This is a genomic window from Betaproteobacteria bacterium (genome assembly GCA_016720855.1).
Classification (GTDB): domain Bacteria; phylum Pseudomonadota; class Gammaproteobacteria; order Burkholderiales; family Usitatibacteraceae; genus FEB-7.
The window spans coordinates 544335-564045 of sequence record JADKJU010000002.1 but is presented as its reverse complement, the minus strand read 5'-3'; the positions used below and the strand labels follow the sequence as shown (position 1 = coordinate 564045).

Annotated in this window: 18 protein-coding genes; 9 read left to right on the top strand and 9 right to left on the bottom strand. The window is 67.6% G+C overall.

What is annotated here, in order from left to right:
- The first annotated feature begins 5 nt into the window (after positions 1 to 5).
- The 7 genes from IPP91_09750 to IPP91_09720 all read left to right on the top strand — a co-directional run bounded on the left by IPP91_09750 (position 6) and on the right by IPP91_09720 (position 4518).
- The gene (locus tag IPP91_09750; GenBank protein MBL0142353.1) at positions 6 to 1292 is read left to right on the top strand and encodes an anaerobic sulfatase maturase; all 1287 of its coding nucleotides are present in this window, start codon (positions 6 to 8) and stop codon (positions 1290 to 1292) included.
- Positions 1289 to 1717: a hypothetical protein gene (locus IPP91_09745; GenBank protein MBL0142352.1), complete on the top strand. Its 429-nt coding sequence runs from the start codon at positions 1289 to 1291 to the stop codon at positions 1715 to 1717. The genes IPP91_09750 and IPP91_09745 overlap by 4 nt, the downstream gene beginning before the upstream one ends.
- 182 nt (positions 1718 to 1899) lie before the next feature.
- Complete coding sequence (locus tag IPP91_09740; protein MBL0142351.1) at positions 1900 to 2736, top strand: hypothetical protein; 837 nt, start codon at positions 1900 to 1902, stop codon at positions 2734 to 2736.
- 265 nt (positions 2737 to 3001) lie between these two features.
- Positions 3002 to 3244, top strand: a complete 243-nt coding sequence (locus IPP91_09735; protein ID MBL0142350.1) for a CopG family transcriptional regulator — start codon at positions 3002 to 3004, stop codon at positions 3242 to 3244.
- On the top strand, positions 3229 to 3567 hold the full coding sequence (locus IPP91_09730) for a type II toxin-antitoxin system PemK/MazF family toxin (GenBank protein MBL0142349.1): 339 nt from the start codon (positions 3229 to 3231) through the stop codon (positions 3565 to 3567). The genes IPP91_09735 and IPP91_09730 overlap by 16 nt, the downstream gene beginning before the upstream one ends.
- Positions 3568 to 3700: 133 nt before the next feature.
- The gene (locus IPP91_09725) at positions 3701 to 3970 is read left to right on the top strand and encodes a hypothetical protein (protein MBL0142348.1); all 270 of its coding nucleotides are present in this window, start codon (positions 3701 to 3703) and stop codon (positions 3968 to 3970) included.
- Complete coding sequence (locus IPP91_09720) at positions 3970 to 4518, top strand: lipocalin family protein (GenBank protein MBL0142347.1); 549 nt, start codon at positions 3970 to 3972, stop codon at positions 4516 to 4518. The genes IPP91_09725 and IPP91_09720 overlap by 1 nt, the downstream gene beginning before the upstream one ends.
- A 25-nt stretch (positions 4519 to 4543) precedes the next feature.
- On the opposite strand, the gene IPP91_09715 is transcribed toward IPP91_09720, so the two are convergent.
- The 3 genes from IPP91_09715 to IPP91_09705 all read right to left on the bottom strand — a co-directional run bounded on the left by IPP91_09715 (position 4544) and on the right by IPP91_09705 (position 9071).
- The gene (locus IPP91_09715; GenBank protein ID MBL0142346.1) at positions 4544 to 5185 is read right to left on the bottom strand and encodes an NAD-dependent dehydratase; all 642 of its coding nucleotides are present in this window, start codon (positions 5183 to 5185) and stop codon (positions 4544 to 4546) included.
- 17 nt (positions 5186 to 5202) lie between these two features.
- Positions 5203 to 6795, bottom strand: coding sequence for a glutamate--cysteine ligase (locus IPP91_09710; protein MBL0142345.1), 1593 nt, complete (start codon positions 6793 to 6795; stop codon positions 5203 to 5205).
- A 350-nt stretch (positions 6796 to 7145) separates the two neighbouring features.
- On the bottom strand, positions 7146 to 9071 hold the full coding sequence (locus tag IPP91_09705) for a long-chain-fatty-acid--CoA ligase (protein ID MBL0142344.1): 1926 nt from the start codon (positions 9069 to 9071) through the stop codon (positions 7146 to 7148).
- 74 nt (positions 9072 to 9145) lie between these two features.
- On the opposite strand from IPP91_09705, the gene IPP91_09700 reads away from it, so the two are divergent.
- Positions 9146 to 9553, top strand: a complete 408-nt coding sequence (locus IPP91_09700) for a DUF302 domain-containing protein (GenBank protein ID MBL0142343.1) — start codon at positions 9146 to 9148, stop codon at positions 9551 to 9553.
- A 130-nt stretch (positions 9554 to 9683) separates the two neighbouring features.
- Positions 9684 to 11297, top strand: a complete 1614-nt coding sequence (locus IPP91_09695) for a Na+/H+ antiporter (protein ID MBL0142342.1) — start codon at positions 9684 to 9686, stop codon at positions 11295 to 11297.
- Positions 11298 to 11331: 34 nt separating this feature from the next.
- Here the strand turns inward: IPP91_09695 and IPP91_09690 are convergent, their stop codons facing one another.
- Genes IPP91_09690 through IPP91_09665 form a run of 6 tightly spaced genes read right to left on the bottom strand, consistent with a single transcriptional unit; the run spans position 11332 to position 19664 of the window.
- Positions 11332 to 15267 carry a translocation/assembly module TamB domain-containing protein gene (locus tag IPP91_09690; protein ID MBL0142341.1) on the bottom strand — a complete coding sequence of 1312 codons (3936 nt, stop codon included), beginning with the start codon at positions 15265 to 15267 and terminating at the stop codon, positions 11332 to 11334.
- Positions 15268 to 15274: 7 nt separating this feature from the next.
- Complete coding sequence (locus IPP91_09685) at positions 15275 to 17035, bottom strand: BamA/TamA family outer membrane protein (protein ID MBL0142340.1); 1761 nt, start codon at positions 17033 to 17035, stop codon at positions 15275 to 15277.
- A gap of 52 nt (positions 17036 to 17087) precedes the next feature.
- Complete coding sequence (locus IPP91_09680; protein MBL0142339.1) at positions 17088 to 17948, bottom strand: DMT family transporter; 861 nt, start codon at positions 17946 to 17948, stop codon at positions 17088 to 17090.
- A gap of 32 nt (positions 17949 to 17980) precedes the next feature.
- Positions 17981 to 18565: a hypothetical protein gene (locus IPP91_09675; GenBank protein ID MBL0142338.1), complete on the bottom strand. Its 585-nt coding sequence runs from the start codon at positions 18563 to 18565 to the stop codon at positions 17981 to 17983.
- Positions 18562 to 19299, bottom strand: a complete 738-nt coding sequence (gene ubiE, locus IPP91_09670; protein MBL0142337.1) for a bifunctional demethylmenaquinone methyltransferase/2-methoxy-6-polyprenyl-1,4-benzoquinol methylase UbiE — start codon at positions 19297 to 19299, stop codon at positions 18562 to 18564. The genes IPP91_09675 and ubiE overlap by 4 nt, the downstream gene beginning before the upstream one ends.
- On the bottom strand, positions 19296 to 19664 hold the full coding sequence (locus tag IPP91_09665; protein MBL0142336.1) for a DUF971 domain-containing protein: 369 nt from the start codon (positions 19662 to 19664) through the stop codon (positions 19296 to 19298). The genes ubiE and IPP91_09665 overlap by 4 nt, the downstream gene beginning before the upstream one ends.
- Positions 19665 to 19711: the final 47 nt, after the last annotated feature.

Below are 19711 nucleotides of genomic sequence, written 5' to 3'. Positions count from 1 at the left end.
AGGTCATGGAGGGCCCCGTGCCGCAGGCCTCTGGTGCAGCGCAGGGATTGCACGTCGTCGCCAAACCCATCGGCCCGGCGTGCAACCTCGATTGCGAGTACTGCTTCTACCTGGAGAAGAAGGCGCTGTTCGCCGCGAAGGACTCGTACCGGATGTCCGACGAGGTCCTTCGCGCCTTCATCGAAAGCTACGTCTCGGCGCAGCCCACACCCGTCGTCGAGTTCGTCTGGCAGGGAGGGGAACCCACCCTGCTGGGGCTGGACTTCTTCCGGCGGGTCATCGAGCTGCAGAAGCCGTACCTGAAGCGAAAGACGATCCGCAATTCCCTGCAGACCAACGGCGTGCTGCTCGACGACGAGTGGTGCGCCTTCCTCAAGCATCACGAGTTCATGGTCGGGATCAGCCTCGACGGTCCGCAGGAGATCCATGACCGCTATCGCAAGACCCGCAAGGGCCTGGGGACCTTCGAGGAAACAACGCGCGGGCTGAAGCTCCTGCAGAAGCACCGGGTCGAATACAACGTGCTGGCTTGCGTGGCCCATGACACGGCAGCCAGGCCGCTCGAGGTCTACCGCTTCTTCCGCGAGGCGGGCGTGGAGTTCATCCAGTTCATCCCGATCGTCGAGCGCCCCCCGGATGCAAGCAGCGCAAAGCTGGGCCTGCGCCTGGCCGCCCCTGCGGCGCTGGACAGGAAGGAAGTGCAGGCCGAAGTCACGCCGTGGTCGGTGCAGCCGGAACCCTACGGCGACTTCCTCATCGCCATCTTCGAGGAATGGGTCCGCCTCGACGTGGGCAAGGTCTTCGTCATGAACTTCGAGTGGGCGCTCAATTCGTGGATCGGCAATCCGGCGGCCGTCTGCGTCCATGCGAAGCAGTGCGGCCGCTCGCTCGTGATGGAGCACAACGGCGACGTCTATGCCTGCGACCACTCGGTCTATCCGCAGTACCGGCTGGGCAACATCCTGGCCGACACGCTGCCGGGCATGGTGGAGAAATCGCTCCAATCCGGGTTCGGCGTGACCAAGGAGACGGCGCTGCCGCGCTCGTGCAGGGAGTGCGAGGTGCTGGCCGCGTGCCAGGGGGGATGCCCCAAGCACCGCTTCCTCACCACGCATGACGGCCAGGCGGGGCTTCATTACCTGTGCGCGGGGCACAAGAAATTCTTCCGCCACATCCGCAAGTACCTGCACGCCATGACGCAGTTGCTCCAGAACGGGTTGCCCGTTTCACTCGTGATGGATGCAGTCAAGGCGCCGTTGATCATCAACCGGCCGATCGAAAGCCGCAGATGACGCGGATGCGCCTGCTCTTCCTGGGCCTTGCCACGATCGGCATCACGGCGATGCCGGTGGCGCAGGTCATGGCGTCCGAGACGGCGGGTCCGGGGATGCAGTCGCCGAAGGACGCGGATTTTCAGCGCCTGGAAGGGCGCTGGAGGCGATCGGATGGCGGCTATGTCCTCGAATTGCGCGAGATCGGAAAGGACGGCCGCGCCTCGGCCACCTACTTCAACCCCCGGCCGATCAAGGTGTTCCGGGCTGAAGCGAGCAGGACGAACGGCCGGATGGCCGTGTTCGTGGAACTGCGCGACGTCAACTACCCCGGGTCGACCTACAGGCTGCAATACGACGCGGCAACCGACCGACTGCAGGGCACCTACTTCCAGGCGGTGGAGAAACAGACGTTCGCGGTCGAGTTTTCGAGGGTCAGGCCGTGATGCGGGCTCTCGTCAAGGAAATGAAACGGGCGCGCATGCCGACTGCCCCTCGGTGCACAGGCAATACGGGCCCGCTTCGACGGGTCGTGTTTCAATAGCGGGTTGACCAGGCCGCTGCGAACGCGTGACGGATTTTCAGGCCGGGAATCGATCGAAAATCGGACCCAACGGAGAAGAAGACCATGAAACGAATCGTTGCCATCACCGCTTGCGCGCTGTGCGCGTCGGCGACACTGATACCCGCCGACGCCGACGCCCAGACGTCGGATACTTGGAAGTACGATGGCATCATCTATCTCTACCTGCCCACCATCAGCGGCAAGACGACTTTCCAGGGCCCTCCTCCGGGCACCGGCGGCTCGGGAAGCAACAGCGATATCAGCGTCGACGCCGAGAAGATCCTCGACAGCCTGAAATTCGCGTTCATGGGCACGCTCGAGGCGAGCAACGGGCGCTGGGGCGCGCTCACCGACGTGATCTACATCGATCTCGGCGGCTCGAAATCGGGAACCCGCGACCTGACGCTGGGCGGGCTGGAGCTGCCCGCGGGCGTCAACGGGAACGCGCACTACGACCTCAAGGGCCTGGCGTGGACGCTGGGGGGAACCTGGCGGATGGTGTCGAAGCCGGATTCGACGATGGATCTCATCGCCGGGGCACGCATGCTCGACATCAAGCAGAAGCTGGAATGGGAGTTGACCGGCAACCTCGGTCCGATTCCGACGCCGGGCCGTGCGGGCAACCGTGAGGTGGACGCCACCAACTGGGATGCGATCGTCGGCGTCAAGGGGCGGATCGCCCTGGGCGAAGGCGGAAAATGGTACGTCCCCTACTACCTCGACGTGGGCACGGGCGATTCCGACCTGACATGGCAGGGCGTGATCGGGCTCGGCTACGAGTTCAAGTGGGGTGGACTTGTCGCCACCTGGCGCTATCTCGACTACAAGATGAAGTCGGGCAAGCCGGTCGAGAACCTGAACTTCAACGGACCCATGCTGGGCGCTGTTTTCCACTGGTAGCGGGAACGGGCGTGCAAGCGCCCTTGAAACCGAAGATCGGCACGCGGTTGACGATCACCGAACGCGCCTGCACGGCATCGATCTGGTACACCCCCTGAAAATCCGGCGCAGGGAAATGGAGATTTGTTCTTCCACCCTCCATTTCCTCCGGTGCATGCTTTTGACGGTATCGGCGTACAAGGCAACGACCGAAACATGGGCGCCACCGGACTCCTTGCCGCACCGCATCATGGTATGATTTATTGTCATACTTTTGGAATGCGACATGGCCAGCGTCAAGGTGGCGATTACAATCGACCGTGAGACCCTGAACCGCCTCGACGGCATGGTTTCGAAGAACCTCTTTCCCAACCGCAGTCGCGCGATCCAGGCAGCCGTGACCGAAAAACTCGCGCGGATGGAACGAAGCCGGCTCGCGTCCGAGTGCGCCAAGCTCGACCCGAACTTCGAAAAGGCGCTTGCGGAGGAAGGTTTGGGCCAGGAGCTCGAGGCGTGGCCAGAATATTGAGGGGCGAAATTCGCTGGGCAGACTTCAATCCAGTCCGTGGTCGCGAACAGGCCGGCTTGCGCCCCGTCCTGATCCTCAGTCAGGACGTGTTCAACGAGCGCTCCGGAACAGTCATCGCCCTGGCACTGACCAGCCAACCTCAACGGGCCGCGTTCCCGCTGACCCATGAACTCCAGTCACTCAAGCTGCCGAAGCGATCCTGGGTCAAGATCAGCCAGATTCGCACCCTTTCGGTGGAACGAATAGGCGCCAAGCTCGGTCGTTCCACACCCGAAGAGCTGGCCCATGTTGTCGAGGGCCTGAATGAAATCATCGGCAGCTAACCTCCGGGGCACTTCCGGCGCCCGATAGCACACGGGGCGAATCCGGCACGTTGCGCCGGCGTTTCACTTCCAGGACGGCGGCAGCCCCGGATCCGGCCGGACCGTCATCACTTCGGGACAGATCGATTCGATCGTGTTGCGCTTCACGCGCACGTGGCAGCGGGCGTCCACCGAGCAGGAGCTCAAGTGGCCACTGGACGAGCGCGTCCGGGATGAGCTCGCCACGCGCGAGGCGATTGCTCTCGCGGGTATGGTGAGCGCAATCTTCGTTCTCGTGGCCATCGCCGCTGCGTTCGTGGTGTCGCTACGACCGGCGCGGGCCCGCATTGCGGTGCGTGTGACGGACAGCCAGGTCGCGGCAATCGACCTCCTGATGCCGGGACCGGGAATCCGGGGAAACTGATGAACGATCGCTTGCGTTGGTGCACCACCGTTCGGACCGCCTTGCTGCTGTGCGTGGGCGGCTGTGCAACCGGACCCACCGTTCCCCTGCCCACGGTGGAGGCCGTCGACCTCGTCCGCTATGCGGGCACCTGGCATGAAATCGCCCTCCTGCCGAATTCGTTCCAGTCCATGTGCGTGGCGGATACCCAGGCCAACTATCGCCTGGACGGCGACACGGTACGGGTAACCAATCGCTGCCGAAAGTCCGATGGCGAGGTCGAAGAGGCCACCGGCATCGCGAAGGTGGTGGAAGGCAGCAACGGCGCCAAGCTGCGCGTGAGCTTCTTCCGCCCGTTCTATGGCGACTACTGGGTGCTGGCGCTGGACAAGGGTTACCAGTGGGTGCTGGTGGGCGAGCCTTCGCGCAAGTACGCCTGGGTGCTGGCGCGCCAGCCTGTGCTCGATGCTGCGACGCTGGATGCCGCTCTGGATCGCGCCGCCACGCTCGGCTTCGATCGCAGCGCATTCCGCCGCACGCCGCAAACGCAGCCGCTCCCGGTACGGTAGCATCCCGTTTCGGACCTTTGCCCTGCTAGTAGTCGTGCAGCTGGTCCGATTCGATTACGCGCGTGCCTGGACGCGCGTCCAGCGCCGCACCGAGCATCGCGCCTGCGACGGCGCGCGTGGGGATGGCGCGATACCGGCGTGGAATGATCGGCGCGAGACCCTTGGCGAGCCAGAGGCTCACGCCCTCCGCGGGACGGGAGTCTTGCCGCGGGCCGCCGTCGAGCAGTGACGGGCGGACGATGCATAACGAAGAAAAGCCCAGCGCACCGAGATCGCGCTCGATCTCTCCCTTGACGCGAAGGTACAGCGATGCGGCGCCGGCGTTGGCGCCCAGCGAGGAGTTGTAGACAAAGACCGGCGTCCCGGCCTTTCGCGCAAGGCGTGCTGCCGCGAGCACGTAGTCGTGGTCGATCATGCGGAATGCGGCGGCCGAACCGGCCTGGCGGCGCGTCGTTCCCAGCGCGCAGATCGCGGCGTCCGCAGCCCACCAGGCCGCCGCTTCGGGCAGCCGCGCGAAATCGACTTGCGGATTGAACAGCTTCGCGGCGGGCGCCAGCGGCTGGCGGGTCGGGGCCACAACCCACCCTACCGCCGCATGGGCGAGGGCCTGGGCCACGATCTGCCTTCCGACCTGCCCGCTTCCGCCCAAAACGAGGATGGTCTTCACTTCGCTTGGCCGCCCAGTCAGCGTGTCTCGCGAAAATGCGCGCCGGAGACCATGTCCTGACCGAGGTAGCGCTCGCGGAAGGTCTCGAACGGGACATCGTCGGCCGCCTCGATTTCCCGCTGCTCCGCGATCGACCCGGCGGCCATCTGCGCGTATTTCGCTGCGGCCCCGGCGTCCAGCGCCATCCCCAGTAGCGTGTCGCGGTGGCGCTCCGAATACGCGAGCGCCAGTGCCGGATACGAACGCCCGAAGCGCGACTGCGTCTCTTCCAGGATGCGCGCCGACGGCAGCAGCGAAAGCTCGGCGAGCGTCGCCACAGCGGCCTCGAGAACTTCGCGGTATGCCGTGCCTGTGTGCGCCGCGTCGAGGGCCGCGGCTATCGGCTCGCATTGCGCGAGGAACTCACGTCCCCACGCGGCCGGCGCCATCGCCTCGACCCCGCGCTCCAGGCGCAACTCCGGCTCGCGCCCCCGCTCCGCGATTCCATACTGGTTGCGCGACATCGACGCGATTTCCCGCGGCGAGTCCAGCGGGCTGTCCGTCAGCAGGCAGTGCAGCAGGAACAGGTCGATCATCCGCATGCCCGCCGCATCGATCCCGACCGGATGGTACGGGCTCACGTCGATGCAGCGCACTTCGACGTACTCGACGCCGCGCTCCCCCAGCGCGCGCAGCGGCCGCTCGCCGCGATGGATGCGGCGCTTCGGCCGGACGGTGCCGTAGAACTCGTTCTCGATCTGCAGCAGCGTCGTCGAGAGTTGCCGGTAGTTGCCCGTGGCGTCCCTGAGACCGATGGCCTCGTAGGCGGGATAGGCCTCGCTCAACGCCCGATTGAGCGATGCGGCATAGCCACGCAGGCTGTTGAAGCTCACCGCCAGGGAGGCCTGCGCGTCGCTCTGGTAACCCAACGGTCCCATGCGCAGCGAGGTGCCGAATGGCGCGACATACGTGCCCGTGTCCCAGCGCAGGAGGCGATGCGGGCGGTCGCGGACGAACGTGCCGCACACGGCGGGCGACGCACCGAGCAGCAGCAGCAGCAACCATGAGTGGCGGCGGAAGTTGCGCATCAGCGAGAAGTAGCCGCGGTCCTGGAAGAGTTCCGCCGGCCCGTCGTCGCCTTCCGCGCGCTGCAGGAGCGGCCATGCCTCCTCGGGCAGCGAGAAGTTGTAGTGGATGCCGGAGATCGTCTGCATCCGGCGGCCGTAGCGATGCGACAGCCCGTGCCGGTACGTGGTCTTCATGCGGGCGAGGTTGGCACTTCCGTACTGCCCGAGCGGGATCTCGTCGTCGGCCGGCAGCCTGCAGGGCATGCTCGCGCACCACAGCAGCTCGCCGTCGAGGTTGCGGTAGACGACCTGGTGCAGCTCGGTCAGCTCCGCGACGCACGCCTCGGGCGTCGTGTGCACGCCCGTGATCAGCTCGAGCTGCGACTCGCTGAAATCGGTCGTGATGTGCGGGTGCGTGAGGGCCGAACCGAGGCCTGCCGGGTGCGGCGTCATGGCCAGGCTGCCGTCGGGCCGCACGCGCAGCCCTTCCTTTTCCACGCCGCGCAGGATTCCTGCGAGCGCACCGGGTGCAATGGCGGACAGCCGCCGTTCAAAGGTGCTCAAGGAATGTCGTCCTGTCTTGGGTGGGGCTAAGGGACATCCGATCGCCCGTCCCGCAGTATTTAGGGGGTTTCGGGTATGGTCAACAGGCCGCCCGGAAGGGGCAGCACCCCCATTGTCCCTTAGTCGATATCGGTGCGTACGGTTCCCGGAACTTCCAGAATGTAGCTCGCCGTCGACGCGTACCGTGGCTCATCCGTCGCCTTGTGGTCAGGTAAGAGCGAGCCGCTGGTCGCCGGTTGTCGTGGCCGAAAACATGGTGCGAGCGATGCGCTTAGGGGCAGGACATCCCCCCGATCGGTCCTGCCGCGAAGCGGGCGCATCACGTCTTGTGCCCCCGAGCGCCCGTTGATTCAGTCCTGCCTGAAAAAGTGGTCGCGGAACTGCTCGCGCAGCTTGTTCTTCTGCACCTTGCCGGTCGCCCCCAGCGGGATCGCGTCGACGAAGACGACGTCATCGGGCACCTGCCACTTCGCGACCCGGTCCTGATACAGGGCAAGCAGCTCCTCGCGCGTGACCGGGGCGTCGGGCTTTCTCATCACCACGACCAGCGGCCGCTCGTCCCACTTGGGATGCTTCAGGCCGATGCACGCCGCCATCGCGACGGCTGGATGCGACACCGCCACGTTCTCGATCTCGATCGAGCTGATCCATTCGCCGCCCGACTTGATCACGTCCTTGCTGCGGTCGGTGATCTGCATGTAGCCCTCGGCGTCGATGGTCGCGACGTCGCCCGTCGGGAACCACTGCAGCCCCTGCGCGTCGGTAACGAGCGGATCGCCCCCGTCGCCTTCCAGGTACTCGCGCAGGATCCACGGACCGCGCACCTGGAGGTCGCCGAAGGCGTTGCCGTCCCACGGCAGTTCCTTGCCATCCGCATCGACGATCCGCATGTCGACACCGAAAACGGCGCGCCCCTGCTTCGCCTTGATCCTGTACCGCTCCTCGGGATCCAGATCGGCATGGCGGGGACGCGGCGCGTTGGCGGTGCCCAGGGGGCTCATCTCCGTCATGCCCCACGCGTGCAGTGCCGCCACGCCGTATTGCTCCTCGAACAGGCGCAGCATCGCCGGAGGAAGCGCCGCGCCGCCGACCACCGTGCGCCGCATCGTGGAGAACTTCAGGTGGTGCAGGCCGGTGTGATTGAGCAGGCCCTGCCACACCGTGGGCACGCCCGCCGACACGGTCACCTTCTCGGCCTCGATCAGCTCGTAAACCGATTTCCCGTCGAGGGCGGGGCCGGGGAACACGAGCCTGGCGCCCACCATCGCGCACGCGTAGGGCAGGCCCCAGGCGTTCACGTGGAACATCGGCACGACGGGAAGGACCACGTCGCGCGCGGAAACGTTGAGCGCATCGGGGAGCGCGATGGCGAAAGTGTGCAGCATCGTCGAGCGATGGCTGTAGACCGTGCCCTTCGGGTTGCCGGTCGTGCCGGAGGTGAAGCAGATCGAGGAGGCCTGGTTCTCGTCGAAGACGGGCCAGTGGTACCCGTCGCGCGCAGCGTCCAGCAATTCCTCGTAGCACAGGAGGTTCGGGATGGGCGATCCGGGCGGCATGTGCGCGCGGTCGGTCATCGCCACGAACGCCTTCACGGTCCGGAAATGCGGGGCCATCCTTTCGATGATCGGCAGGAACGTCAAGTCGAAGAAGAGCGCCTTGTCCTGCGCGTGGTTCGCGATCCACGCGACCTGGTCCGGGGCCAGGCGCGGGTTGATCGTGTGCAGGACGGCGCCCTTGCCCGACACGCCGTAGTAGAGCTCCATGTGGCGGTAGCCGTTCCAGGCGAGCGTGCCGACGACGTCCCCCGGCCCGACGCCGAGCGCATCAAGCGCATTGGCGAGCTTCTGCGAGCGCCGGTGCAACTCGCGGTAGGTCGTGCGGTGGAGGTCGCCTTCGACACGCCGCGACACGATCTCGACGTCGCCATGGTGGCGGTCGGCGTGGCGGATGAGCGACGAGATGAGCAGCGGGGCTTTCTGCATGAGTCCGAGCATGGGCATGGTTCCGGCGGAAGGCGGTGGCGATGGCAACGCCTGCAATTTGTCAGGGACGGCGCGGCGGATGAACCTGCCGATGCGGGCAACGGCCTGGCGCGCCTCGGGCAGGTGGGCGACAGCATGCCAGACATGCGGCAGGCCGTTCCACACTTCAAGTTCGACGGCTATCCCCGCTTCACGAGCGCGTGCGACCGCATCGCGTGCGTCGTCGTGGAGGATCTCGATGCTGCCGACCTGCACGAGGGCCGGCGGCGCGTGCTCGAGGCGGTGACGACCCATGCACTGCGGCGGCATGATCGCCCCGAGGGAGTAAAATAAGCTCTTGCTGACTCATTGTGCCAGGAGCGACAGACATGTCGAACGTGAAGAAGGGCAACTACGGCTACTCGCGCACGGTTGCGCTTTCCTACGAGCAGGCCGTGGAGCGCGTGACCGCGACGCTCAAGGAACAGGGCTTCGGCATCCTCACCGAGATCGACGTGAAGGCCACCCTCAAGAAGAAGATCGACAAGGACTTCACGAAGTACGTGATCCTGGGCGCCTGCAATCCCGGATTCGCGTTCCAGGCACTCTCGAGCGAGATCGACATCGGGCTGCTGCTTCCCTGCAACGTCACGGTGTACGAGAACCCCGCGGACGGGAAGACGGTCGTTTCCGTGCTCGACCCCGAGACGATGGTGACCCTCACCGGCCGGGCGGACATCGAGCCGATGGCCCGCCAGGTTCGTGAAAAGGTCGTCGCGGCGATCGAGGCGATTTGACGAAAAGGGGTCTGTCCCCTCTTTAGGAAAAGGGGACAGACCCCTTTTTCAATTTGCGCCTGCTCAAGTCCCGGAGCGGCTTCCCGCCGTAACATTCGGCAGCGCCTCGATCCCCCCGACCGGCTTTCCCATGGCTGTCGTCCAGCTCACCCTCGCCCTCCTTCTGTTGACCGCCGCGGCCGGCGCGTTCTTCCGCTACAGCCGCCTGCCGTTGCCCGTCTTCCTCGTGGTCGTGGGAGCGGCCGCGTCCTTCCTGCCGGGCCTCGAGGCGGTCGGCGTGGATCCGGAATTCTTCCTGCTGCTCTTCATCCCGCCGATCCTCTTCGCGGATGCGCGGATGCTGCCGCGCCGCGACCTGCTGCACGTGCTGCGGCCGGTGCTGCTCCTCGCGCTGGGCCTGGTCGTGCTCACGGTCGTCACCGTGGGATATTTCATCCACTGGCTCATCCCGTCGATTCCGCTTGCGGTCGCCTTCACGCTGGGTGCCATCGTCTCCCCGACGGATGCCGTGGCCACCGTCGCGACCACGACGGCGCTGCCGTTGCCCAATCGCGTGATGCACATCGTCAATGCCGAGAGCCTGCTCAACGACGCCACCGGCCTCGTCGCCTTCAAGCTCGCGGTGGCGGCGGCCGCGGCGGCGAGCACCGTGTCGATGAACGAAGTCACCGGCCAGTTCGTGATCCTGTCCGGCGGCGGCGTGTGCGTCGGCATCATCATCGAGTGGAGCGGCCGGAAGCTTCGCGAGCGGCTCCTGCGCTTCGAGGCCGACGACCAGATGCTGCAGACGCTGCTGGCGGTGCTCGTTCCCTATGCGGCCTACCTGACGGCCGAGTCATTGCACGTCTCGGGGATACTCGCGGTGGTCGCCTCGGGATTGTGGGCCGGTGGGCAGGAGGTGAAAGGGCTGTCCCCCGAGGGCCGGCGCCATGCGCGCGAGGTGTGGCGGATGCTCTCCTACACCTTCAACGGGCTGGTGTTCGTGCTGCTCGGCCTGCAGCTTCGTCACATGCTCGCGGCCGTGGGGCATTACGACGCGGGCGCGCTGGCGTTCTACGCCTTCGCGCTGTGGGCCTTGCTGATGGTGCTGCGGATCGGCTGGGTGTGGGCTTCCGCCCACGTGCGCTTCCGGCTGCACTGGGGATGGGCAGGCGGCGAATCGGGCCCCGATTCCCGGCGGATGTTCCTGGTGAGCTGGGCCGCGGTTCGCGGTTCCATCACGCTGGCCGCCGCCCTCTCGGTGCCGATTCTCACCATGTCGGGCGCACCGTTTCCGGAACGCGAACTCGTCGTCTTCCTGGCCGCCGCCACCATCATTCTCACGCTCGCTTTGAACGGCGTTCCGCTGCCGTGGATCATCCGCAAGCTCAAGGCGCGCAGCGATGCGCGCGAGAAGCCCGACGAAAACGCCGCGAGGGCGGAAGTCGCGCGGGCGGCCATCGCCGCCGTGACGGCCGCGCAGCAATCGCTTGCGGACCCCGAAGACGTCGCTTTCGCCCGGCAACTGGTGGAGCGCTACGAGGACAAGGTCGCCCTTCGCGAAGCCGATCCCCAGCAGGCGACCAGGCTCGCCGAGCGCATCGCCGTCGCCCGGCGGCTGCGCCTGTCGGCCATCGAGGCGGAGCGCTCCCGGCTGCACGAGATGCACGCCGCGGACGAGATCAACGACGAGGTGCTGCTGACCATCGAAGCCGAGCTGGATGAGCGCGAGGTGGTCACCTCGCAGAGCCCCGACAGGGGTTAGGAAAAAAAAGGACGGGCAGTCAAGGTACGGACCCTCATGCATGGCGCCCGAAGGGCCTCGAGGGTCTGTCCCCTGGCGTTTTCAGTCGAAGGTGAAGCGGTAAGCGATATCCACACCGGGAAGGTAGCCGGCGCGCAGGATGAGCTGCAGGCTTCGCGTGAGTTGCCAGGCCACATTCAGCGATCCTTCCGCATCCGCCAGGCCCTGGCGGTAGGACACATGGATATCGTCGGAGAGGCGCTTGCCCACGGTGACCACCTCGGCTGCCGACGTTGCGCCTGTCCGTCCCGCGATGGTGCTCTGGGGCAGTGCCCCGAGGACCCCATGCGAGTCCGGAACCGACGCTCACCTCGTCGAGCCCCAGGCCGCCGATCAGCTTTGCCGTGGGCAAGGCCCCCTCGCCCAGCAGGGTGCTGGCCGCTCCGACGAGCGTGGCCGCATCGGCGGCGGAAACGTCGCCCCGGCCGCGACCGAGTACGAGCCAGGCAAGCTTTTCCGCTTCGGGAACCTCGGGAGAAGACACGAGTCGCACCTTCGGCCGCGCGACCGTGCCCAGCACTTCGACCCCGGCTTCCACCGCCAGCCCCTTCCTCAGCGCGAGGATGTTGATCCCGGGGTTGTCCACGGGGCCCTGGAAGTTGAGCGCGCCGCGCTCGAGAGTGAGGGTCCGGCCGTAGGCATCGTAGGTGCCGCCCACGGCGCGAATCGTGCCTGTCGTGCGCAAGTTGACGCCAAGCTCGCCCGCGAGCCGCAAGGATCCCGCCAGCCGCGTGGAAAGCCCGCGCCCCCGGAAGTGCAGGTGCTCGCCCAGGTTCACGCGCAGGTCCATGCGCGTGTGCTCCGCGTCCCTCGCCACGAGCGGAGCCTGGCTCCCGCGAATCACGATCACGTCGTCCGATAGCGAAGGCGGCGCAGAACCCGGGATGCCGAACCAGCCGGCGTCGGCCGTGAACTCACCCGTCATCACGGTCGAATTGCCATCCAGCTCGGCGCGACCCTCTCCCGACACCGCAAGGAAGCGCGTGGCAAGCCGCGTCAACGGATACCCCAAGGCCTTCACGCGGATGGTCCCCTTGCGCGTGCCGAGATCGATCGCGCCCTCGGCGGTGACCGTTCCGGTGGCGGGGTATTTCACCGCGGAGATCGCGCGCGCGGCTTCCTCCGACGGCTGCCAGGGCATGGAGAGCGTGAAGCGCTCGATGCGCGCCTCGCGGTCCTTGAGCAGGATGGCGATCGTGCCATCCGCCACCTCCGCGCCCAGCGTGGGCTCGCGAACCGCAAGTCCCGTGGCTTCCAGCCGTCCGCTCCACGTCGGCTCGCGCAACGTGCCCGCGAGCGTGCCCTCCCCCGCAAGGCGGCCGCGCACGCGCGCCTCCGGCCCGATCCACGCCGCGGTCCACGCGAGGTCCGGCACATCGACGGTGAAATGGCCCTCCACGGGCGCAACCGGCGAAACTTCCCAGCCTTCATCGCCGCGTCGCAGCGTCACGGACGCCTCTGCCTTCCACTGGCCTGCCTGCGTGCCACGAATGTCCGCTGTCGCCTTCACGCGCCCCGCACTCGCGTCCGCACGAAGCGCAAGCGTCTCGAGCCCCAATCCCACCCTCGGCTCGCCGACGCGCACGTCACCCCGGTCGCGCCGGATGGAAACGAACCCGTCCACCGTCTCGCCGATGCGCAAGTCCCAATCGCCCGCGAGCACGAGGCTCGAACCCACTTCGCCCTGCACGTTGAGAATCTGCCGGATGGTGCGGATCACGAGCGCGCTCGACGAGCCGCGGGTCTGGATGCCCGCAGGTGTCCAGCTCGTGACGGCGAGGCGCACCTGGCCGGGCTCGCCGACGAACACCGCTTCGCCCAGTTCGATGCGGTCGGCGCCCGCCACGAGCGTGGCCGGCGCCGACAGCGCAAAGGCCGTGCGGCCCGCGATGTCGAGCGACTCGAGGCGACCGCGCCACTCGGGCAGACGCGCGCCGGGCACGATGCCGCCGTCGAGCAACGCCCGCACCGAGAACTTGTCGGGGAACGCCGACTCCACGCGGATCTCGTGCGAGCTTCGCGTCCCCTTGATCTCGAGCACGACGCTTTCGACGAGCGCCTCCTTGTCCGCGCCTCGCGCCACGCCGCGCAGATCCACATGCCCGTTCGCCGCGCCCTGGTCGCCCGAGCCCAGCTCGATGCGGGAGGTGACCTTCGCCACGCGGATCGCGCCGGGCAACGCAAGGTCCGTTGCGTCGAGCCAGGCGTGGCCCGACAGCGCCGTGAACTCCCCGGAGACGCGTGCATCGAGATCGACGCGGCCGCCCAACACAAGGCCGAACGCGCGGCCGAGCGGAGCCAGGTCGGGGGACGCGAGCTTCACCTCCAGCGAGTCGCCGGCACGGCCCAGCGCACCCGCCGCAACGAGCCGCGTGGCGCCGAGGGACACGTCCGCTTCGGTTCGCGAAAGGCGGGCGCCGTCGGTGACGATCGCAACCCGGCCTACGGCGGCAAGCCCGGCAAACCGGCTTTTCGCGATTTCCAGCGTCACCTCGCCGACCGGCCCCTTCGCGAGGTTTCCCTTCGCGGCAAAGGAAGCGTTTACGTCACCCGCCGGCACGTTCGCGAAGGCGGCCGGGTCGAGCCGCTCGATGCGCCCGCTGGCCTGGAACTCTCGCCCTCCCCGCAGATCCAGGGAGCCGCTCGCCTGCGCGAACGCCGCTCCGCGCGCCAACCGCACCCGCTCGACGGTCAGGCGTCCATCGGCGATCCGGGCATCGCCGCGGATCTCGAAGCGCGGATCGGCGAGCGCCACCCCGAACGACTGTGCCTCGGCCGTCGCGACGGCCGTGAGGGTCCCCGCAAGCTTCGTGGCCTTGAGGGACGAATGCCACGCGAGGAGGTCGAGATCCTTCACCGCGAGCGACGCGTCGAGATTGCCGCCGGCCCACACCGCCTGTCCTTCGGCGCGGCCACCGCCGGAAAACGACAGGGCAAGCTTCTTCGCCTCGATGCGATTCCTTTCGATGGCGAGCTGCGCCGTGGCCGATGCAATGGGCAGGCGTTGCTGGTCGAGGGGACCGATTGCGGTGTTGGCGACCTTCACTGTCCCGGCGAGGATCGCGTCCTTGCTTGGCGCGAGGTCCGCCTCGACCGCGAGCATTGTGTGCGACGAAGCGAAGAACGCGGCCAGGTCCACGCCGTGGAGCTTCGCCGAGAGCTTGCGCAGGGGCACGGAGGCGAACGGCTCGAGCATGGCAGAACCCGTGCCCGAGAGCCCGCCCTCGCTCGCCGCGAGCGTCACTTCCAGCTTCGCGAGCGTGCCCTTCGCCGCCACGGTCGCCCGATAGCCGGCGCCGTTCCTCGTGCCGGCGAGCTCGCCTTTCACGTCCAGGGCGAATGGCGCGCTTGCAGCGAGCGTCCCGGCCGCCTTTGCCCGCCCGATGGGGGTCATTGCCTCCAGGCCGCCGAGTATCCACGCGGCCCGGTCCGCCGCGAGCTTCGCCGATACGTCGAGGAATTCGACGCCGCCCGCATCGTCCCCGATCGTGCCCACGCGAAGCCGTTCCACCCGGGCCTGCTCCACGAAGAGGCGTAGCGGCAGCGCCAGCGTGGCGGGCTCGCGCAGCGGATCGCTCGACGCCGCGGTGGAAATCTCCAGCAGGGCCGCCTGCAGCCGCACCACGCGCAACTCGCTGCCCAGGAGGCGCAGGGGCGACCAGTCGAACGCCACCTGCCTTGCACGCACGCGAAGCCCGGGCGAGGCGATCTCGATCGCCTCGAGGGCAAGCGGCCCCACGAGGCGGCCTTCGACCACGCCCACGCGGCCGCCTGCGAACGCCGCAGCACGATCGAACACGAACTGAGCGCCGGAAGCCGTCGCGAGTAGCCAGAAGGCCGTGGCTGCGACCGCCACGGCCGCCGCAGCGGTGGCCCACGCACCCCCGAGGACGCAGCGGCGCAGCAGCGAGATTCGACGCGGTGGGCTCATCGCTTCCTCAGAAGGCCACCGAGACGGAAAAGACCAGCCGCGCCTTGCGATCGCGGTCGGCGTAGGCCAGGTCCACCGCAAGCGGTCCCGCCGGCGTGCGCCAACGCACCCCCACGCCGTACCCCTTGTTCACGCGAAGATCGCTGACCGCATCCGCCGCGTCTCCCGCGTCCAGGAAGAGCGCCCCTCCCCATCGGGGCGAGAACCAGCGCACGTACTCGACGGAGCCGGTCGCCAGGTAACGCCCGCCCACGACCGCACCGTTCTCGATGGGACCCAGGCTCTCGTACTCGTAGCCGCGCACCGAGCGCGAGCCACCCGCGCGGAAAAGAAAATCCTCGGGGATGCCGGTGCTGCTCGGGGCGATCGTGTAGCCGCCTTCGGCCCGCACGATGACCTGGTCCACCGGCGAGAGCGCGAACCAGTGCTGGTACTGCGCGTAGGTCCTGATGAAGTCCTGGCTGGAAAGGACCGCCTTCGAGCCACCCGCCAGTTGCACGTTGAGCACGCCGCCGCGCGTCGGGTTCAGTACGTCGTCAACGGGCCGCCAGGTCAACTGGCCCACGGGCGCCAGCGCGCGGTTGACCGACGTTTCGCCGCCTCCCGGCGTGGCCTGCTCGACCTGGAAGGAAACTCCCAGGCGAAGCTCCAGCTTCTCGAAGAACAACTGCCGATAGCCCGCGACCGCGCCGCGCCGCGTGTCGAGGCCCTGGCTGGACTTGTGCTCGGCGAGGAATCCGAAGCTGTCCCGGGTCGCCAGGGTCCCGAGGTGCGCGCCGCCGAGGGTGCCCGTCGGGAGGTAGAAGTCCGCGTAACCGACCTGCTGCGTCTTGTCCACCTGCATCGCCGAATGCATGTCGTAGCCGCGGCCGAAGGCGTTCCGGTAGCGAAACGACACCTCGCCGCGCGCGCCGACATCGGAACCGTAACCCAGCGACAAGCCGACATCCGCGGCGGGCCGCTCGAGGATGGAAATGCGGACGGGGACACGCACGGGGTGGGCACGGTCGCGCTCGATCTCCACCACCACGTTCGCGAACCACGGCGCGCTCTGCAGGTTGCGTTGCAGTTCCAGCAGGCGGTCGGTGCGGTAGGGCTCGCCGGGGTCGATGTCCAGGGCCCGATCGACGAGAAATTTCGGATAGCGCGACAGGCCCGTGACCTGCACTTCCCCCAGCGAAAACGCGGGGCCGCTGTCGAGCACGAGCGTGATGCTCACCTGCGCCGATGCCGCATCGACCTGCGCCTGGCTCATCGCGAGCTCGCCCGCGGCATAGTCGTCGGCGGTGAGCGCCTCGATGAGCCGCGCCTTGGCCTCGTCCCAGTCGGCCTGGCGGAAGACCTTGCCCTTGCCGAGGAGCCAGGACTGCTCGAGTGCGCCGCGTCGCGAAGCGCGAAAGGCGCCCTCTTTCCCAAGGTCGCCTTGAAATTCGATCGTCACCGAGCCGACCGTCGCCCGCTCGCCGGGCGTGAGGGCCACGCGCACGCGGCCCTCGGCTTCGGTCACCTCCACCTGCGCCGAGAACCATCCCTCGGCCGCGGCGATCTCCACCGTGCGGCGGCGCGCATCGCGCATCCAGCGGCGAAGTGCCCCGCGATCATCCCTCGCATCGACGGGCGGCGGCGGGAGGTGCTGCTCGAAAAGGACGCGCAATTCCTGGGGCGCGTCCCACTGGACCGGATGAGTGGCGGCTTCCCCGTCCTGCGTGGCCGATGCGACCCCGGCGACCAGGAGAGCGACGAATGCGACGGCGGCGCGCGCGCTCACCTGGCCTGCAGGGTTCGAGACATGCGCAATTATCCCATTAAGGGACAGGCCCTCAATGGGCGCGGGCGAGCAGGATGGCGCAGGCGAGGACGAGGGCGCCTCCCGCCAGTTGCAGCGGTGCCAGGCTCTCGCCCAGCACGATCCAGGCGAGCGCCACGGTGACCACGGGCTCGAGCGTGGAGACGGTGGATGCGACCGCCGGCCCGACCCGCTTGAGGCCCGCGAAGAAAGCGAGGATCGAGACGACCGTGGACACGATCGCGATGGCGCCGATCGCCGCCCAGCCCCACGGCGCGTCCGGAAAGCGTGCCTCGGTGACGAGGGTGGACAGCGCGAGGACCGCAGCGGCCGAGAGGCAGACGACGGTGGTGCTCGCGAGGGCGTCGGTGTCCTTGAGCTCGCGTGCGCCGATCACGATGTAAACGGAATAGAACGCCGCGGCCGCGAGCCCCAGCGCAACGCCCGTGACCGTCCCCTGTCCCCCGCCGAGCGTCAGGGCGAGTCCCGCGAAGCTCACTGCGAGCAGCGCGATCTTCTCGACCGTCAGCCGCTCGCCCAGGAAGGCGGCCGAAAGCAGCACGACGAGCGTGGGATACGCGTAGAGGAGCAGCGCCACGAGACCCGCGGAAGCGTAGTTGAGCGCGGCGAAGAAGCACACTGCCTGCCCCACGTACCCCACGGCGCCCATGCCGATGGCCACCCCGAGGGGGCGGCCGCGGGGCCACGGGCGTTTCGTGGCGATCATCACCGCGGCAAGGAGAATCCCCGCGATCGAGAAGCGCGCCGCGAGAACGCCCGTCACGTTGGCCCCGCCCGCGTAGGCGTAGCGGGCGAAGATCGCCATCGCGCCGAACGCGCAGGCGGAGATGACGATGAACGCGATGCCTGGATAAAAAAAGGGGACAGACCCCATTTCATGAAAAGGGGTCTGTCCCCTTTTCTTGTTCAATCCCTCTCCAGTCTCTCGATGCGCTTTTCCAGCCGCTCGACCGCGTCGCGCAGCTCCGTGACGCCCGCGACGAACCCTTCCACCTTCACGCGCGAGGCGATGAGGGGATCTTCTTCCGTCCAGTATTCGGCAGCGCCGGCCGCGACTCGCCCGGACGCGTCCTTGCCCCACGCCGCGGCATCGCGCACGACGGACGCCATGCGATGCGCGGCGGCATCGCCCACGATCTTCGAGAGGTCCTCCTCCGCATCCCATTTGAGGTGCTTCGCGAGAAACGCGACCTCGCCGGCGAACTCCACGTCGCCCGTGGTCTCGACGTCGCGATAGGCGCTTTCGTCGTGCGCGGCCAGGCGCGGCAGCAGGAAGACAGAGAGGCGAACCTCGAGGTCGCTCGCGGCCGATTCCTGCGCCGGAAGCACCTCGCCCGTCGTCTGCACGGTGAGCGCGACGGGAAGCGGCCCCACGCGGAAGGCGGCTGTTTTCCCGGCAAAGCGCGCCAGGCGTTCGCGCGCCATCGGAGTCGCAGCGGTGAGCCGGTTGATCGCGCCCGCGGCAAGCGAGGCGGAAGCCGACGCGATCACGGCTTGAAGCCGCGGTGCAGCGCCACCACGCCCAGGGTCAGGTTGAAGTACTCCACCTTCACCAGCCCGGCGGCCTCCATCATCGCCTTGAGGGTCTCCTGGTCTGGATGCATGCGGATGGATTCGGCGAGGTACTGGTACGCTTCCTCGTCCTTTGCCACGTGCTTGCCGAGCCACGGGAGCACCGAGAAGGAATACGTGTCGTAGGGTTTCGCGAGGGGTTTCCAGATCTTCGAGAACTCGAGGACGAGCACGCGGCCACCCGGGCGCGTCACGCGCGCCATCTCGGCCAGGCCGCGATCCTTGTTCGTGAAGTTGCGCAACCCGAAGGCGATCGTGACGCAGTCGAACGTGTCGTCCGGGAACGGGAGCTTCTCGCCATTGCACAGGGCCGGCGGGGCCACCTGGCCGTGGTCGAGGACCTTGTCGCGGCCCACCGCGAGCATCGCGCCGTTGATGTCGGTCATCACCACCTGTCCCGTGGGGCCGGCGCGCTTCGCGAAGGCGAGCGCAAGGTCGCCGCTGCCGGAGGCCACGTCGAGCACGCGCTGACCGGGACGCACGTCCGCCATCTGGATGGCGAAGTGCTTCCACAGCCGGTGCATGCCGAGCGACATGAGGTCGTTCATCCGGTCGTAGTTCGTCGCGACCGAGCTGAACACTTCACCCACTCGGGTGGCCTTCTCGGCCTCCGCGACCTGCTCGTAGCCGAAGTGGGTGGTCTTGTCGCTCATTTCGGGTCGCGCGAGGCGTGGGCCTCCTCGAGGCGCGCAAGGTAGGTCTTCCAGCTCGAGGCCTGCTTTTCGCCCAGCTCGTGCAGGTATTCCCAGGAGTAGAGGCCGGTGTCGTGGCCGTCGGAGAACGCGAGCTTCACCGCGTAGTTGCCCACCGGATCGATCTCCCTGATCTCCACGTTGCGCTTGCCGACCTGGAGGACTTCCTGCCCCGGGCCGTGGCCGCGCACTTCGGCGGAGGGAGAGAACACACGCAGGTATTCGCAGGGGAGGCTGTAGCGCTTGCCGTCGTCGAACGCGATCTCGAGCAGGCGCGACTTCTGGTGCAGCTTGATTTCCGTCGGGCGGGGGGATTTGCTGTCCATGGGGGAAGGGGCCGGAGCCCGGTCATTGCGGATTCGGCCCCTATTAT

Coding starts and splice junctions, on each gene's coding strand:
- IPP91_09750 (MBL0142353.1), top strand. CDS start 6: ATGGAGGGCCCCGTGCCGCAGGCCTCTGGTGCAGCGCAGGGATTGCAC.
- IPP91_09745 (MBL0142352.1), top strand. CDS start 1,289: ATGACGCGGATGCGCCTGCTCTTCCTGGGCCTTGCCACGATCGGCATC.
- IPP91_09740 (MBL0142351.1), top strand. CDS start 1,900: ATGAAACGAATCGTTGCCATCACCGCTTGCGCGCTGTGCGCGTCGGCG.
- IPP91_09735 (MBL0142350.1), top strand. CDS start 3,002: ATGGCCAGCGTCAAGGTGGCGATTACAATCGACCGTGAGACCCTGAAC.
- IPP91_09720 (MBL0142347.1), top strand. CDS start 3,970: ATGAACGATCGCTTGCGTTGGTGCACCACCGTTCGGACCGCCTTGCTG.
- IPP91_09705 (MBL0142344.1), bottom strand. CDS start 9,071: ATGGGTCGTCACCGCCTCGAGCACGCGCCGCCGGCCCTCGTGCAGGTC.
- IPP91_09700 (MBL0142343.1), top strand. CDS start 9,146: ATGTCGAACGTGAAGAAGGGCAACTACGGCTACTCGCGCACGGTTGCG.
- IPP91_09695 (MBL0142342.1), top strand. CDS start 9,684: ATGGCTGTCGTCCAGCTCACCCTCGCCCTCCTTCTGTTGACCGCCGCG.
- IPP91_09690 (MBL0142341.1), bottom strand. CDS start 15,267: ATGAGCCCACCGCGTCGAATCTCGCTGCTGCGCCGCTGCGTCCTCGGG.
- IPP91_09680 (MBL0142339.1), bottom strand. CDS start 17,948: ATGGGGTCTGTCCCCTTTTTTTATCCAGGCATCGCGTTCATCGTCATC.
- ubiE (MBL0142337.1), bottom strand. CDS start 19,299: ATGAGCGACAAGACCACCCACTTCGGCTACGAGCAGGTCGCGGAGGCC.
- IPP91_09665 (MBL0142336.1), bottom strand. CDS start 19,664: ATGGACAGCAAATCCCCCCGCCCGACGGAAATCAAGCTGCACCAGAAG.